Here is a 17,284-nt window from a genome sequence, read left to right as displayed (position 1 = left end):
TTTAAAACGACTAATAATTATAAACTCATGGATTAAGTATAAATAAATGTAAAATAATTGACAAACCAAGTAACCCGATTGATGTATTGCAGGGGGTTAGCTGATATTGAATTTTTATACCTACCTAATACTCACCTACTGAGACTGCCGGACATCTACTGTGCGGACAACACTTATTGACCAGATTGTTCCACTAATTTTCTCAGACGCAGATATGCCTCTTCTGGGGTGAGCGGTTCAGATTCGGTTTCGTTAGGAATATAGAATTGGCTGCTATCTGGAAAGTAGCGGACGACAAAACTAGGGATAAGACCTAATTTTAGAGCTTTTTTTCCAAATTGTTCTGCTGTTTCCGAAAGGGTCAATTCATCATGGAACTGAGGTTGAGTCATAATCTTTTTGTCTCCTCAATAGTGTTTATAAATATAAACTAATAGGGACGCTAAGTTACAAAAGCTCAGGCAATAGCGCCACCAAGTGTAATTTACAAACAGTCCCTTAAAAGGGAAGCTGGGAGTTTACTAAGCAGAGGGTTCGACAAGGAAGGGTTAACAAAAGCGCGATAGCGTTAGCGAAGCGAGGCGTTAGCCTCGCGCTGACTTGTCAGTTCGCCATCCGACTTAGCGTTTCCGGAGGATAATCGCTGTTTCCCTGACCGTGTAGTACCGTGTAGAAACTCCCAGAGGGAGATTGCCATTCATTTGTTGTCCTTATTAACCAAGTTAATGCCTACCCCTTCCCTGAACTTCTACCGGAGGAGTGGGCATTACGTTAAATCTCTTGGTGATCTTATATACCAACCACTGAATGGTAGATTTCGGACAGTTTTCTTAGTTGACTTCTTCCTCACACATCGTCAACACGCTTGGCTTGCAGCGTTTGATGGTGACTTCGATCCCGCCAGCTTTTTCACTTTGGATATCTTCAATATAGCCAGGGCACGCAGTTGCTGCTTCAGCGGAGTTGTGAAAGGGACCAAAATAGTAGATACAGCGAGGCTCAGTAGTGGCAATTTCCACCCACCAAGACATTCGGAGACCTTGTGCAAATCCTGTCAAGACCTCTTTGATTGTTTTGAGCAGTGCCATAGGAAGTGATAACTAAGAGAATTAGGGATTAGACAAACTAGACAGAGGCATTGAAATTCTCGTTTGAACTGAATGACAGTTCTGCCCAGCTCGATAGGATAACCTGGCAGTCGGCTCATAGTTGTACGATTCTGCTTTCATACAACTGCGTTACTGTACTCAGATGCGATCGCCAAATTGATATTTTATATCTTTTAGAAAACCTCAAAGAATATAAAAGACAAAATTTGTTCTTGAATTCTAGTTTAACGGATGCAACTTGGCACAAGTGTATGCAATACAACCTTAAAGTTCAAGATATTGCTGAATAATCAATAAACCCTGACATTAGCAGCGTAACTGTTGACCATATCACTAGCTTTCTGTTTTTGGGATATTTGCTCCCACGCCTAGTTCTTTTTTACTTGTCTTTAACTGCTTCCACAGAGACTTAATATCCTTGTATGCCTGTTCGGAAGAAATCTTACCTCCGGTTTGCAACGCAGATATATAAGAAATTTTTTGTGCAAATTCCTGTAAATTCGCATTAAAAGCTAGCTCCTCTGGAGTGAAACGACCCCAATAACGACTCTGGGGGTTGAGAAAGCTTAATTTATTGATATTCTCTGGCATAGTACAACCCTCTATAACTAATTTTATAGTTAATTAACAGGTAGGCTAATTAAAGATTAATTGCCTCCGCTCAATTATTTATAAATAGGTAACCAAAAATCATTACTTATTCCCATCATTCACAAAACATCTTGATTTTTACAACATTCTTTAATGTTTTAGCTTTATAAAGTCTACTGTTATTTATATCCCTAGTTTTAGCAGTCTAGGAAATACTGATATTTCGCGAATGCGATAGTGGCGAGGTAAGGTGGGAAGCTGCCAAACACAAAGCGAACTGTAATCTGGGTGGGGGAAGGTTAATCGCTGGCGTTGATTGGTATCTTCCTCTGTGGCTAATGATGAGGAAGCCTGGAAGTTTTTCAAAACGCAATGGGGCGATGACACAGATAGGGAAACTTCTTGTTTTTGCATACAAAAACTGCTAGGGCAGTTTGCCCAACTCCGTAAGAATGCACCTTTGGAACTTTACCCGTTACTGTTTTACCAAACTTCTACCACAGGGCTGGGTTGAATGTTAAATTTATCTGTGATTGGAAGCACAAAACCTATGGTTAGGAAAAATGGCGGTATCGTGGATAGAACACTAAGGTTGTCAAAACAAGCGTAAGAGCCACAGCTTTGAGACATCTGTTTTATAAAATATAAGCAGTTTTAAACGGCGAGCGCGACGATTTCTTTGCACTTCTAAGATAGGATGAACAGAAGATAAAATTATCACGCGATCGCGCATCCAAAAAAACCTTCTATTGCAGTTTCTCAGGAGGTTTTTATTTGTGTTTGCGGCAGATTACAGCTTAGAGAACTTCCAGAAGACGCTGCTACGCGATCGCATACATAACGGTTTCAGTATTTCTAGCAGAGTTTTTAACTGTTTAGCTAAAATTGTATCGCTAATAAATAAACGAAATTATTCTCATTCAACCTGATTTTTCGCTTACACTAGAGGAATCAGCGAACCTTAAATCTATTTGCAATTCTGAATACAAAAAGCCCCTATCAGTTGCTTTCTAGGGGCTTGGTGTTGTCTGTCAGTATATCCCGTTGCAGCTTCTTGCGGCAGGATAACGATTATCTAAGGCTTAACTTTTATTCTCTTCGCCTGCATCCATCTGAAGAAATAGATTGATGTAAACTCATTAAATACTTGTATTAAAAATCACAAGCAATTTTAATTAGGTTCTTTCAAAACTTGTCTTTTCATACCCCGCGTAACTGAACTCTTGATTGCGTTCGTTAACGAAGCGGTGCTTAGTGCAAAGCAACTTTGTGAAGCGATCGCAAAGCGTATGCAGAGAGTGATAGAATCTCCCTTGTGCTTTACTCACATTGCGCTCCGTTCCGCACTACAGGGTGTTGTACATCAAAGATTTTCCAATCGCTAAATATTTAGTTAGAAAACCCTAATTATTTCCATAATCTCAAAAAATAAGCTTGAATATACATTAGTTAAATAAAATTTACTTTTTGCCGCTATTTGCATATTTAATTTATTCATTTAATAAATAGATAAATAGGGGGAGCAAGGATTGCCTCTTTTGGAAGGGCGCAATTAGAGAAAGGAATGTTAAAAGGAAAAAAGCAGTGAACTTGATAGAGGGTAAGAAGTTCTCAATCATGCCCTTAGTGAAGGTAAAACTATGAAAAATGAAATAAATGTGAACTTATTTGCCCAACAAATTCAGCAAATTAACTGGCGATTAGCTGAGCTGTACAAAGGGGCAACCATCGCTCCGCCTAAAGAGCCAGAGCTACTGCCAGTCGCCTTCAAGGAGTTGGGCATCGCCTCGGAAACGCTACAAGTGGCGCTAGAGGAACTACGCCAGCAGAATGAGGAACTTGTAGCCGCACGACAGGCGTTGGAAGCCGAACGCCACCGCTACCAGGATCTGTTCGAGTTAGCACCGCAAGGCTACCTGGTGACGGATGCAGAAGGGACAATCCGAGAAGCCAACCGCGCTGCTGCTAAACTGCTCAACGTGTCGCCAGAGTTTTTAGTGGGCAAACCGTTTGTCATCTTCATTCCTCAAGAAGAACGTCGAATCTTTCGTAACGAACTGACTCGGCTGCATGAGCAGCAACGAGTATATGAGTGGACAGTACGCCTACAGCCCCGTAAAGGTGAGATTTTTGACGCGGGGATAACAGTCGCCACTACTCATAATAATGGGGAAGGCAAAGCCGTCACATTGCGTTGGCTGATTCGCGATATCACTGAGCGCAAGCGGGTAGAGAAGGCGCTAGAAAAAAATAACTACGACCTCAAGCAAGATCGCCCTGTACAGGCTTACTCCAAAGGAGAAATCATTCCCCTCGACCCTCAAAACCTGTGGTTAGTGTGTCGGGGTTTGGTGAAGCTGAGTACGATGAGTGACAATTGTGAAGAGGTGCTGGTAGGGTTAGTCGGTCCTTCGATGCCTTTTGGCTCTTGTTTAACCGCCCTGTCAACCTATCAAGCAACTGCCGTCTCGGACGTGCAGATAGTTAACATTTCCCTCTCAGAGATAACAGCCTCCCCTCATCTTGCCCAGACTATTTTACCGAAAATTAATTTGCGGTTGCGGCAGACAGAATCGCTTTTGGCGATTTCTGGTCAGCGACGATTGCAAGACCGCTTGCAGAATCTATTGTTGCTGCTGAAACAGGAAGTTGGCGAACCTGTGCCGCAGGGAACTCGTTTGAGCGTTCGTCTCACCCATCAAGACCTTGCCAATGCCTGCTGCGTCACCAGAGTGACAATTACCCGTTTGTTAGGGAAGTTACAGCAAGAAGGAAAGATTTCCTTTGACTCCAAATACCACATTATCCTCAAAGAGGGAAGCTTCTAGAGTAAGCGGTTAGGGGTGAGTTATCAGTTGTTGGTTGATTAACAAGTGACAGTGGGTAGCTTGAAATCAAGTCTGAAGACTGTCTATGCCAACGGCGTCAGAGAGGGACGCTAAGCTGTGTTCCTGCAATTTTTGCAACAGACCCTCCAGAATGCGGCGTACCATCCAAGGACCTTCATAAATCCAGCCAGTGTAAACCTGGATCAGGCTAGCACCCGCCGCGATTTTCTCCCAGGCATCTTGGGCAGTGAAGATGCCGCCGACGCCGATAATGGGCAGTTGACCTTGCGTTTGCGTGAAGATAAAGCGAATGACTTCGGTAGAACGTTCTCTTAAAGGGGCACCGCTGATGCCACCGGCTTCTTCACTCACGGGTTTACCAGTTGGGGAAAGTATCTGGGTTTTTAGATGATCGCGCCGGATAGTGGTGTTAGTGGCGATGATCCCAGCCAGTTGGTAATTTTTAGCAAGTTCAATCACAGAAGCGATCGCTTCCCACTCCAAATCTGGGGCAATCTTTACCAGTAGAGGTTTTTGTCCTTGATTTTCCTGTTGCAGGGCATCTAGAATCAGACTCAGCTGATCCGAAGACTGGAGACTTCGCAATCCCGGTGTATTGGGTGAGCTAACGTTAACGACAAAGTAATCTCCCAAATCCTTCAAAAGGCGAAAACTACCCAGATAGTCAGCAGCCGCAGCCTCTAGTGACGTTATCTTAGATTTACCTAGATTAATTCCGAGGGGAATGTTGAAGGTTGAAGGTTGAAGGTTGGAATTTTCAGCTTTTAACTTTCCACTCCAGCTTTCCAACCTTTGCGCCATTGCCGCTGCCCCTTGGTTATTAAATCCCATCCGGTTGAGGGCGGCTTTGTCCATCGGCAAGCGAAACAAGCGAGGACGGGGATTTCCCGGTTGCGCGTGTAAGGTTACGGTACCGAGTTCCGCAAAGCCGAAGCCGAGACTAGGCCAAATCCCAGCCGCGACGCCATCCTTATCAAATCCAGCGGCTAGACCCACTGGATTGGGGAACTTTAGCTTCCACAAAGTTTGTTCTAAGCGAACATCTCTCTTGGCGTAAGATTGCTGTAATTGTGCAACAATCCAGCTTTTGGGGGGATGAGAAGGCGAACCGGCAAGAGTGCTGAACAGATGGAGCGTTTGTTGATGCAGCCATTCTGGATCGGCTTTCAATCCAGAAAATAATGCCGGACGAATTGCGAGTTGATAGATATCCATAATTTAATCATTCGTCGTTAATCATTAGTCATTGGTAAAAAAGAAAACAAAAATAACTAATAATTGACAACCGACTATCCTCAAGTAAGGGCATTCTAGATATTACAAGCTTTGCAAGAGACACCCACGAACAAAGTTCATACCAAAAACATGAAAGTCTCTTTCCCGCACGCCCGACTTCCGAGTTTTAAGACACTCACCGATGAGCAAAGTTTCACAACGAACAAGCTGAAAATCTTTCTTTTTGAGACGCTCTGGTTTGGTCGGGCAATCCGCGAGTAGAGCGCCGCTACGCTAACAGTCCTACTTTCAAGTGAGAAATCTGACAAGCGACAAGCGATCGCAATGAGTCGGGTCGCGGTTGAATAACATGGATCAACACCACACTCCAGACCAAAGTCCAGCGGACTACGAAAACCAACTTGTTGCCTTGGGGCGCGTCCTTCAGACCATGCGGGAAGAGGAGAATGTTGACGTTCTCATCGAAACCACCCTGAATTATCTCGCCTCCGAGTTTGACTATCGCCTGATTTGGATTGGCCTCTACGATCGCTTAGATCACCGTTTATTTGGCAAAGGCGGCGTCACTCCCACCGGCGACACAAAATTTCTTAAAAGTAAGTTTACCCTAAGTCCCGGCGACCTTCTGGAGCAGGTAGTCATCCAGCAGCGCTCCTTAGGCGTCCCAAATCTCAGCGAAGAAGTGCGGGCTGGAGAATGGCGTCGAGCAGCTCAACAATTTGGAATTCAGGGTGCGTTTTTTTATCCTTTGCGCTGCAAAGACCGTTGTTTTGGTGTCGTGCTACTAGGATCGTCCTTGTGGGGTGCCACTCCTCGACCGGGAGAAAAAGCCCAGATGTCAATGCTATTTGGGGGATTAGCTGCTGCCCTGTACCAGATTGAACTTGACTGGCAGCACTCCTCGACCAAGCGCCCCGACCAGCCACTATTTCAGGTGCTAGACCAGATGGCGCGGATGCCTGCGATGGATCAACGCCTAGAGGCTGTGGTAGCCATGACGCAGCAATTTATTGGACCAACTCGCACCAGCGTCTACTGGTATTCCCCAGAGCGACGCTACTTTTGGCACCGAGTTGGCAACCGCCAGACATCTAGGGGACTCGCTTCCTCAGCCGCCAGTGCTGCTGCTGGTCTTACCGTCCAAGAAGTCAGCGAATTTTATCTAGCTCTGAATGAAAATCGGCTGATTGCCATTGGCGCGGGTAGAAGCCCCCTAAAAGCCGAAGTAACCGGGCGCTTGCTCTCCAGGTTGCGGGCACGCTCCCTTTTGGCTGCGCCGATTCGGGTAAAGCAGGAACTGGTGGGCTTTCTGGCAGTGGAAGGCAATGAAGCTCGCATCTGGGAAGAAGCGGAAAAAAACTACATTCGTGCGGCTGCTCAGTTGATCTCCCTAGGGGCAGGAAGTGAGGAGATAGAAGGAACGCTTGAGCGTACCCAACAGGATGCCCAACTGGTAGCAGAGTGTGCCCGTATCCTCGCCGACAACACAAACGCTGAGAAAGCCTTAGATGAGTGTGCCCAACTGCTCTTGAAGCGGCTGGGGGCAGAACGTTTTTTGGTACTGCAACAACCCAGAAGTGGTCATGGGTCATGGTTCGGGAATGGGGGACAAGACTCATTCCCGATTACTCCAGGTTCAACTGAAAACTCAAAACAGAAAGCTGAAAATTATTCGGTTGTTTACCAGCGCCAGCCACTGAATAGAAGACCCCTAACAACTTCCCTCAGTGCTGTTACAGGTGCTGACCGGCAGCTAATTGAGGAAAGTCCTGAAGCCGTGGCGATTGAAGATTGGGAACAAGACCCGCGACTGGGTCGCTGGCGGGAGAGCTTGGCGGGTTTAGGCGTGCGATCGCTTTTAGTCTGCCGGATGTCCAGTCGCAACGCCTCTGAGCTTGACCCAGACCTGAAAGAGAACTTACCCCTTGTTGTCATTGGTCATAACACCCCCCGAACTTGGAACCAAACCGAGCGCCAATTACTAGGCATCGTCAGCCAACAATTAAGTTTGGCAGTCCGCACCTTGGAGATGAGAACCTCCACCCAACTCTCAGAGTCAGCCCAATCCTTCTTCCAGGCTGGCTTGAAGATTCTCTTATCGGCACCGCCAGACCCAGCCGGGTTCGATCGGGCTTGGGTGGAATTCCTCTCTGAGATGCTGCAATCTCCTCTAGCGCTCTTGCTTACTTGGGGAGGCACTCGGAAAGATTCTCGGATTGAAAACGCCAAGGTAGCGGCGGCGGTGATGGCAAACTCGCGGTTTGCCCTTCCCCCCGACCTTTCGGTTCCACTCAACGATGCATTGATTCAGGAAGCTCTAACGACTGAGGGTCTTCTAGAAAAGCGGGGCACGCAAATCCCCGGTAGATCCCGGCAATGGCTGAGCAGCGCCAGTATCGGCTGCTTGCTGGTCATGGCTCTCCCCCAGGATGAAGGCGGAAGGACGAAGGAGGAAACAACTCCCCTTCATCCTTCCGGTGGTCTGGTTGTGCTGGCAGACAGCCCCCAGCGTCAGTGGCCCGAACACTTACTTCCGGTTGTGGAAACCTTGATAGGACAGTTCGCTCGGATTCGCCAGTACACCTTGGAAAACGCCGCTCTCTATGGGCAAGTCAGAAACCTAGAACAGCTGAACTGGTATAAACATCGTTGTATGGCAAGCTTGCATTCCTCTGCCGCCGATCGCCTTAACCGCCTGAATCAACTTGTAGGGGGGGGATTATCAGACATCCCGCTGGGAGAACAAACCAATCGTGCAGAGAGTTCTGTACCTTCTAAAGGGCATCCTCCAGATAAATCTTTAGCGCGTATGCATTCCTCACAACTCATCCGCGAACTAGGGAATATCCTTGGGGAGTTCGCCCCGCTTGTGGAGGAGGAGCAGTGGCAGCTGAAGCGCCGACTGACAAAGGTGCCGTTAGTGAATGTGTTGAAGCGATCGCTCTGGTTCGTTCAACCTCTCTACCATCAGCGCCAGATTCAAGTATCCATCGGAGGAGTGGGTAGCAACCTTCACGTATATAGCGACCTGCTTAAGCTGGAATGCGTCCTCTCCGAACTGTTAGCGATCGCAGCTCGTAAGGCAACCGCAAACAGCCGGATTCATCTCAAGGCTGAAGTCAAAATTCCCCAAGAGGACAGCGCTTCCCTCGTGGAATTGTTAATGACCGATTCGGAACGTTTTGATTTGACAACACCCGTAGGAGCGGGTTTCCATCTCGAACCAACCTTGAAGATTTGCCAACGCTTCGTGCGCTCTTTTGGCGGCGATCTCCAGTTTTACCAGATGGAAGGACACCGCTACTTAACTCGGTTGTTACTACCAATGGTCTAATTAAAAATTAAAAATTGAATGCCCAATTTTTAATTTTTAATTCTTTTACACCGCTTGCGGCTGAACCTGCGGCTGGAACTGGAACAACGAATACACCACATTACGGCGGATATCCGTCATCATGTCCAGAAACATCTCATATCCTTCCTGCTTGTACTCAATCAGCGGGTCTTTTTGACCGTAGCCGCGCAAACCTACCGACTCGCGCAAGGCGTCCATTGCTTGTAGGTGTTCCCGCCAAAGGGTATCAATTTGCTGCAAGATAAAAAAGCGCTCGGCTTGGCGCATCAAACCAGGCTGAATTTGATCGACAGTGGATTCTTTGAGGTCGTAGGCTTTTCGCACTTCTTCTTGCAAGAAAGTTTTGATTTCCCCAACGCTCATGTCTTCTAGATGGGACGGCTCCAAATCTGCCAACAGATTGACAAATTCCTTCACCTTGGCGACAAGGCTGTTTAAATCCCATTCTTCCGAAGGTAATTCTGGATTGACGTAAGCCTCCACAATGTCATCCATTGTCCGCTCGGCATACTGAATCACCTGTTCTTTCAAATCCAGCCCTTCTAAGACGCGGCGGCGTTCGGCATAGATAGCGCGACGCTGGTTGTTCATCACCTCGTCGTACTCAAATACCTGCTTCCGGATGTCGTAGTAGTAGGTTTCGACTTTTTTCTGCGCCCCTTCCAGACTCCGGGTTAGCATCCCGGATTCAATGGGCATATCCTCCTCGACCCGCAATCGATCCATCAATCCCGCGACGCGATCGCCACCAAAAATCCGCAACAGGTTGTCTTCCAAACTCAAGAAAAACTTCGTCGAGCCTGGGTCTCCTTGCCGTCCGGCGCGACCCCGCAACTGGTTGTCAATCCGGCGCGACTCGTGGCGTTCTGTGCCGATAACGTGCAAACCGCCCAACTGGATCACTTCTTCGTGTTCGGCGCTCGTAAATTGTTCGTACTCTTTGTGAATTAAGTTGTAAACCTCCCGCAGCCTTTGGATGACCGCGTCATCCGTCGGTGCTTTTTCTGAGGCAACGGCTAGCTTATCCTCTGCCTCCAACTCTGGCAGGCTCCGCTCTCCATATTGCTGTACGGCAAAATCTACCGCACTTTTCAGCTTTTGTTCCGTATCCTTGGATAACTGAGTCGGGAAAATTTGTGGGCTAACCTTCCAGCTTTTCACCTTCTTACCGGGAGTAAACCCCTGCGCGGGGGCACGTCCTGGCGCTCCCGCCACCTGACTTAAGGCAAAACTATCTTCTTCTTCCGGCTGCACAATCTTGGGCATCAAGTATTCCCGCAGCTTCAGGCGTGCCATATAGTCCGCATTCCCGCCCAAAATGATGTCGGTTCCGCGACCCGCCATGTTCGTCGCAATCGTCACTTTCCCTTTGCGACCGGCTTGAGCGACAATTTCCGACTCCCGCTCTACATTTTCCGGTTTGGCATTCAGCAGGTTGTGCGGCACTTCTCGCTCGCTCAACAAAGTTGACAGGAGTTCTGATTTTTCTACGCTGGTTGTTCCCACAAGGACGGGTCGCCCAACTTTGTGCATTTCCGCACACTCTTCAGCGATCGCCCGCCACTTCCCTGCCTCTACCTTGTAGACCACATCGGGCATATCTCCCCGTCCGCTCGGTCTATTAGTGGGAATTTGCGTAACTTCCAGTTTGTAGATTTTTTCAAATTCGGCTTCTTCTGTCTTTGCCGTTCCGGTCATCCCGCCGAGCTTTTCATACAGCAAGAAGAAATTTTGATAAGTAATCGTCGCGAGTGTTTGCGTTTCATTCTGAATTTCTACCCGCTCTTTCGCCTCAATCGCTTGGTGGAGTCCGTCACTCCAGCGACGACCGGGGAGTACCCGCCCCGTAAACTCATCCACAATCACGACTTCCCCGTCGCGGACGATATAGTTTACATCTTTTTTAAACAGCTCTTTTGCCTTAATCGCATTAAAGATATAGTGCGCCCAAGGATCGTTGGGGTCATACAAATCCTTGACTTCCAGCAGCTGTTCTGCTCTGGCAAACCCTTCATCCGTCATCAGAACGTTACGAGCTTTTTCATCTACCTCGTAATGCCCTTGCTTATTCCCGTCGCTCTCAACTTCCTTTTCCAGGGCCGACGCGATCGCTGCCGCCTTCATGTACTTCTCAGTTGGACGCTCGACTTGCCCGGAAATAATCAACGGCGTCCGCGCCTCGTCAATCAACACCGAGTCTACTTCGTCGATGATGCAATAGTTCGGGGGACGCTGTACCACATCCGCCATTGAGGTTGCCATGTTGTCGCGCAGGTAATCAAAACCTAGTTCGCTGTTCGTGGCGTAAGTAATATCGCAGGCGTAATTTTTCTGGCGTTCGCTTGGCCCCATTCCCGATTGAATCAGCCCTACGCTCAAGCCCAAGAACCGATGCACCTGACCCATCCACTCAGCGTCGCGCCTCGCCAGGTAATCGTTGACCGTGACTACGTGGACTCCCTTGCCAGTCAGGGCATTGAGGTATGCCGGTAGGGTTGATACCAGGGTTTTTCCTTCCCCAGTTTTCATTTCGGCGATTTGACCTTTGTGCAGAACAATCCCACCGAGCATCTGCACGTCAAAGTGGCGCATTCCCAAAACTCTCCGCCCTGCTTCCCGCACGACTGCAAAAGCTTCTGGGAGCAACTCATCCAACAGTTCTTGGCGTTCCCGTGCTGTCTTGGCTTTCTCCAATTTCTGTTTAAATTCTGCCGTTTTGCCCGTCAGTTGTTCGTCGGACAGCGCTTGGATGTCTTCTTCCAAGAGGTTGATATCTACAACATAAGGTTGGTATTTTTTGAGCTTGCGTGCGTTAGGATCGCCCAGTAATTTTTTAAACATAGCAGCAAAAGGAAACTTTAGAAGGATGAAGGATGTTAGCGATTCGCTGTCGCGTATAGCGGTGCTTTCTTCGCAGGATGAAGGATGAAGGATGAACTTAGGAGTCAGAAGTCAGAAGTCAGCGGAGAAGTCCTACTTGATTCATCTTTCTGCCTAGCGGTTTTATGCCTCCAACGACCTTCGGCATTTATCAATCATCGTATCATTTCCACTTAGGCTGAGATGGTACGGGCATCCCGTCTAACTTTAGGGTGAATTTTCCCATTCAGCAGTCAGATCCCGGAAGTTGTATTGATTAGCGCCAGGGTGACAGGTGACGCAACTAGAGAGTTTTACGGGCTGGGGCAGTTCGACGCGAGGATGAAGTGCTTTTAAATAGCGAGATTCTGTAACCCGATAGGGCACGGTTTCTTTTTCTAGTTGGGGACGAGAGTAAGTTCTCACGTAATCCCAAATCAGTAAAAGCGAGGGAGTGATGATGCGCGGCAGATGCGTCCCGTAATGCTGGTGCGTCTCTTGCAGCAGATTTTTCCAGGTTTCCATCGGCAGAACGGCTGGGGGAACGGCAATGTGACAGGTGGAACAGTTATCCCGGTAGAGTTGTTGTCCCAATTCGAGGCGACTGATAACGGGATCGACGGTGCCAATTGTTTCTGTCGCTGTGTTGGCAGTGGTTGGGGACATTTGGGCGATGGGGACTTTGCTCTGAACGTCCATCGCCATTGCCATTCCCCATCCCAGGATGATGCTCCAGACTAAGAGCAGCAAAAACAAAGTAAAAAGCGATCGCTTGCGGATGCCCTTAGGCGCGGCTTCTCGCCCAGGGAAAGAGCGGGAGCGGGTTTTTGACCGGACAAGCTTTGGCATAACGGATGCTTGGGTAATGGGTAATGGGTCGTGGGTTGTGGTTTGTGAGTTACACCGACTACCTGCTACCTACTACCTACTACCAAAAGACAACTGACAAGGGACAAAAGTCTATGGAATCGGAATCGAGCGCAGCAGACGCTCCACAATCGTCTTAGCACGGCGACCGCCCGATGGAATGAGACGATGGGAAAGGACGTGAGGTGCCAGGAACTTCACATCATCGGGAATAGCATAATCCCGCCCTTCCAAAAAAGCCAGTGCTTGGGTACTTCGCTGCAAGGCAACGGTACCGCGAGGACTGGCACCCAGGGTAATTTCTTCATCTTCCCTCGTCGCCCGCACCAAGTCGAGAATGTACTGTTGCAAAGACGCCTCTACCTTCACGCCGCCACACAGACGCCGTAACTCCAGCACGTCTTCCAGGGAAATACAGGGCTGTAAATCTTCTACCCTAACGCCTTCAGCGAGCCGTTGCAGCATTTGGAGTTCTTCTTGCTCGCTGGGATAGCCCAAAGTTAAGGAAACCGTGAAGCGATCCATTTGGGCTTCTGGCAAGGGAAACGTCCCCTGATACTCAATTGGATTCTGAGTTGCGATCGCAAAAAACGGATTGGGTACGGTGCGAGAAACCCCATCAACGGTGACTTGTCGCTCTTCCATCACTTCTAATAAAGCAGATTGGGTGCGGGGGGTGGCACGGTTAATTTCGTCTGCCAGCAGCACGTTTGCAAACACGGGTCCCGGCAGAAATTCAAACTCGCGTCCGGCGGGATTCCAGATATTCGTGCCGGTGATATCAGTGGGCAAAAGATCCGGAGTACATTGAATGCGTTGAAACTTTCCGTCAATCGAGCGTGCCAGCGATTTAGCCAACAGGGTCTTACCAACGCCAGGGACATCTTCCAACAGGGCGTGACCACCGGAAAGGAGGGCTACTAGCACTAAGCGAATGGCATCTGCTTTGCCGACAACTGTGCGACCCAGATTTTGCGTCAGCTGCTCAATACGTTGTCTCATAGTCGTTATTTTTTAGTCATTCGTCAGTAGTGAATTCGTCCATTGTCCGTCGTCTGTTGCCTGTTGTCTGCGAACAGTAACAATGACTGATGACGATTGAGTATGGACGAATGAGACCGCTTAGCCATTCACGCTTAAAAAGGCTCTTGCTGCCTCGCAGTCTGCCTGTATTTGTATCTCACCTCACTCTATTGCAGTCCTCAGTCCTCAACCCTCACTCTTTGGCTCCTCACTCTTTGGCTCCTCACTCTTCGACTCCTCAGTCCTCAGTCCTCAGTCCTCAGTCCTAAATAAGGCTCTTGCTGCCTCGCAGTCTGCTTGTATTTGCGTCTTTAGCGCGTCCAGGGAAGCAAATTTTTGTTCGGGGCGCAAAAACTGTTCCAAGCTCACAGTTAAGGTCTTTCCATATAAATCTCCGACCCAATCTAACAGGTGAACTTCTACGGTGGAGGTGGTACCGTCTACCGTGGGGCGATTGCCAATATTCATCACGCCGATGCCCTCTATTGGCAAGGAACAAGCGTCCGCCGCTACTTTGGCTTCCCCGTTCCCTGTTTCTGTTTGCCCGGTGGCTTCCGAACCATCCTCGGTTTCGCTATAAACTCTGACACAATAAACGCCCTGTCGGGGTAAAAACTTTTCTGAAGGAAGTTGTAGGTTGGCGGTAGGAAATCCGATGGTTCGGCCTAGTTGTTGTCCTTTCACGACTAATCCAGTGAGCGTGTAAGGACGCCCTAGTAGCCGGTTTGCCTGCTCTAAGTCTCCTTCTTGGAGCGCCTGACGGATGACTGAACTGCTAATCCGTTCGCCCTCACAGGTTTGCAACGGCACTAAGATAACACTGATGCCATAAGAGTGCGCGATCGCTTTTAAGTCCGCCCCCGTACCCGCTCTTTGGCACCCAAAGCGAAAATCCTCTCCGACACTCACACTTTGCGCTCTGAGTTGTCCCACCAAAATCTTTTCTACAAACTGCTGCGGACTCAAAGCAGCCAGTTCCCTGTCAAAAGGCAACAGCACCAGCTGTTCCACACCCAATGCCTCTAGTTGTCGTACTTTTTCGGGTCGGGGTGTTAGCAGTCCTCGGCGTTGACCTGTAAAAAACTCTCGCGGATGCGGATTAAACGTCACCACTGTAGCGATGGGATGTTCGTTGGAACTGAGAATTTTCGTCTCAGGCGACCGTCCCGTGTCCTCACTTTGGCTTTGCCAATGGTATTCTAACCGCCGATGCAGGGACGATGGAGGAAGCGTTGGTACACCCGGAACGTCAGAAGCCTTCAAAATTGGTTTGACGACCTGTTGATGCCCGCGATGCACACCGTCAAAGTTTCCCAAGGCAACAGCGGTTGGTTTTAGAGCAGTGTCAGGAGAAGAAGTTACCCACACGCTTTACATTTTTACATAATTTAGTCGTTCGTCATTAGTCATTAAGGATTAGCCAATGACCAATTTAGGCAGAAACGCCCGCTTCTTGGACAGCGATCGCATTTGGCAGATGATTCTGTGGCACTAGCTGAATTGACAAGCCTTCCCGCGCCATTATCGCTTCGGGAAACTCTTGCGCCACCTGTTCGCCAACCCGATCGAGAAAATCATCATTGTGCAGCGGATCGTGGTGGAAAATTACCAGTTTTTTCACATTCGCGGCACGAGCTACTTTCACGGCTTCCTGCCAGGTCGAATGTCCCCAACCTACTTTAGAAGATTTGGGTGAGTCGTATTCCTCATCCGTGTAGGTAGCATCATAAATTAGGACATCTGCATTCCGAGCCAGCCACAAAACTTTTTCATCCATGCGAGTCGGGGAGTGTTCTGTATCGGTCACGTAGGCGGCAGCACAACCCCGCCAGTTGACGCGGTATCCAACAGCTTCCCCAGGATGGTTTAACAGGGCATTTTCGACTGTAATTTCTCCAATTTGTACCTTTTGCCCGATTGGCAAATCGTAGAATTTCAAATCGGCTCCCATGATTTGTAAAGGCACGGGAAAATTTGGGTGGAGCATTTGGTCGCGCAGGCGCTGCTCAATCGTCGAACCGTTCGGAGCAACCGTTCCATGAATATGAAACCGATTCCCCTTAATAAAGGCAGGAACAAAGAAAGGAAACCCTTGAATGTGGTCCCAGTGGGAGTGGGTGAAGAACATATAAGCTTCCACCGGCATTTGAGATAGCAGGGATTGCCCTAATACTCGTAGGCCAGTGCCGCCATCGAAAATCAGGCGTTCACCACCCACTCTCATCTCAACACAAGGCGTATTGCCGCCATACCGGACTGTCTCCGGCCCCGGACAGGCGATACTTCCTCTTACTCCCCAAAAGTGAATTGTGAATAGGTTTTGCATGCTAGACATGGGTGTTGCCTGTAGGATTCCGATCGCGGGTCATCAAAAAGGTTTTACTGATTGTTCATATAGTTTGATGCCAGAAGCCTGCACGAGATTGGGACCGTGCTTGCTTGAGGAAAGTCCAGCCAATCTCAAAAAGCCTTGGTTGCTCAACCAGGCTCAACAATTCAGCGGCTGACGTAGAGAGTGATCCGGCAGAAGACCCTATTCTTCTATTTGAGTATGACTCAAAACTGCTCCCTGGCATAATTACAGATGCCGCTTTTGCAAGCGTTTTTTACGGAAACTTTTTAAGTTACGCTATTGCCTCTGGTAGGACACGCATCCAAACTAGGAGGACGCTAGCTTTTGGATTAATTTAAAAAGCTTAGCAGTTTAGTCGTAAAAACGTCTGGCACTTGTGCAACAGTAATCTGTGATCTAGCTCACCTTCAAAATATAAACAAGTCGCTAGAGGATAAAACTTGCCTTGTGTAGACAGATGAAGTTGCACACCTGGAGAGCAAAATTTCCTAAGAGGAGCAGATTATCTCTCCCTCTCTATATCGATCTTACCAAGTCTGAGTCTAGATTGCCTGCCGCTTAGTTGAGTGAAACTTTTTTAGTAAGAGTTGATTGAGAATCACAACGCTCTCCTGAACTCGTTGCCCACATATAGATTGAGGGGGATTGAGGGCGTTCTTTGGGAATGCAGCTCATCTATATCAGAATCTGAATCAGAGCAAAATATAAAGCCATCAAAAAACCGCTTTTTGTGACGGGCACTCTGGCACTCAGGTGCTTTCATCAGTCACCTCCTCCACTTCTGGCGTCACTGATTATCTAGCGTGCGCCTAGAATATCTAGTTCAACAATCTTCGTCAGCTCGGTATACACAGCCATATTAAGCAAGGAAAGATATCTACCCGCTACCAGCCTCTGCCAGGTCTTGTAAGCTCTGAATCATTGTATTTATTAAACTTAATCGGAAATAAGAGGTTGTAGAGAAAAGTGGGATCGTTTCTATTCCTTTCACCCTAAGCTGTCACCAGCTAGCGATAGCTGAGACGGAAGTTGTGCAATCCAC

Annotated in this window: 12 protein-coding genes; 2 read left to right on the top strand and 10 right to left on the bottom strand. The window is 48.3% G+C overall.

Going from position 1 to position 17,284, the window contains the following annotated elements; translation table 11 throughout:
- Positions 1–173: 173 nt before the first annotated feature.
- The 4 genes from NC996_RS22060 to NC996_RS22045 form a co-directional block, all read right to left on the bottom strand.
- The gene (locus NC996_RS22060; RefSeq protein WP_190430515.1) at positions 174–392 is read right to left on the bottom strand and encodes a hypothetical protein; all 219 of its coding nucleotides are present in this window, start codon (positions 390–392) and stop codon (positions 174–176) included.
- 438 nt (positions 393–830) lie between these two features.
- Entirely contained in the window at positions 831–1,088 is a 258-nt protein-coding gene (locus tag NC996_RS22055) for a DUF1816 domain-containing protein (RefSeq protein WP_190414070.1), read from the bottom strand.
- Positions 1,089–1,442: 354 nt separating this feature from the next.
- A complete protein-coding gene (locus NC996_RS22050; RefSeq protein WP_190414073.1) occupies positions 1,443–1,700 on the bottom strand; it encodes a hypothetical protein in 258 nt (85 codons plus the stop codon).
- 183 nt (positions 1,701–1,883) lie between these two features.
- Positions 1,884–2,114 (bottom strand): hypothetical protein, encoded by a 231-nt coding sequence (locus NC996_RS22045; RefSeq protein WP_190682010.1) that lies wholly within the window; start codon positions 2,112–2,114, stop codon positions 1,884–1,886.
- Positions 2,115–3,340: 1,226 nt separating this feature from the next.
- Between NC996_RS22045 and NC996_RS22040 the strand changes: the two genes are divergently transcribed.
- Complete coding sequence (locus NC996_RS22040; RefSeq protein ID WP_199292331.1) at positions 3,341–4,528, top strand: PAS domain S-box protein; 1,188 nt, start codon at positions 3,341–3,343, stop codon at positions 4,526–4,528.
- 66 nt (positions 4,529–4,594) lie between these two features.
- On the opposite strand, the gene NC996_RS22035 is transcribed toward NC996_RS22040, so the two are convergent.
- The gene (locus NC996_RS22035; protein WP_190673762.1) at positions 4,595–5,764 is read right to left on the bottom strand and encodes a quinone-dependent dihydroorotate dehydrogenase; all 1,170 of its coding nucleotides are present in this window, start codon (positions 5,762–5,764) and stop codon (positions 4,595–4,597) included.
- Positions 5,765–6,134: 370 nt separating this feature from the next.
- On the opposite strand from NC996_RS22035, the gene NC996_RS22030 reads away from it, so the two are divergent.
- On the top strand, positions 6,135–9,119 hold the full coding sequence (locus NC996_RS22030; RefSeq protein WP_190682008.1) for a GAF domain-containing protein: 2,985 nt from the start codon (positions 6,135–6,137) through the stop codon (positions 9,117–9,119).
- A gap of 45 nt (positions 9,120–9,164) precedes the next feature.
- Here the strand turns inward: NC996_RS22030 and secA are convergent, their stop codons facing one another.
- The 5 genes from secA to NC996_RS22005 all read right to left on the bottom strand — a co-directional run bounded on the left by secA (position 9,165) and on the right by NC996_RS22005 (position 16,224).
- Positions 9,165–11,981, bottom strand: a complete 2,817-nt coding sequence (gene secA / locus NC996_RS22025; protein WP_190682005.1) for a preprotein translocase subunit SecA — start codon at positions 11,979–11,981, stop codon at positions 9,165–9,167.
- Positions 11,982–12,227: 246 nt separating this feature from the next.
- Positions 12,228–12,848, bottom strand: coding sequence for a diheme cytochrome C (locus NC996_RS22020; protein ID WP_190682003.1), 621 nt, complete (start codon positions 12,846–12,848; stop codon positions 12,228–12,230).
- A 111-nt stretch (positions 12,849–12,959) separates the two neighbouring features.
- Positions 12,960–13,868, bottom strand: a complete 909-nt coding sequence (locus tag NC996_RS22015; RefSeq protein ID WP_190414084.1) for a MoxR family ATPase — start codon at positions 13,866–13,868, stop codon at positions 12,960–12,962.
- A 273-nt stretch (positions 13,869–14,141) separates the two neighbouring features.
- A complete protein-coding gene (locus NC996_RS22010) occupies positions 14,142–15,257 on the bottom strand; it encodes a bifunctional riboflavin kinase/FAD synthetase (protein ID WP_190682000.1) in 1,116 nt (371 codons plus the stop codon).
- 64 nt (positions 15,258–15,321) lie between these two features.
- Positions 15,322–16,224, bottom strand: a complete 903-nt coding sequence (locus tag NC996_RS22005) for an MBL fold metallo-hydrolase (RefSeq protein ID WP_190414088.1) — start codon at positions 16,222–16,224, stop codon at positions 15,322–15,324.
- Between the last annotated feature and the right edge of the window lie 1,060 nt (positions 16,225–17,284).

The organism is Trichocoleus sp. ST-U2 (assembly GCF_039961875.1).
GTDB lineage: Bacteria > Cyanobacteriota > Cyanobacteriia > Cyanobacteriales > FACHB-T130 > FACHB-T130.
Note: the sequence above shows the minus strand (reverse complement) of the source record. Positions and strands in the feature narration are given on the sequence as shown.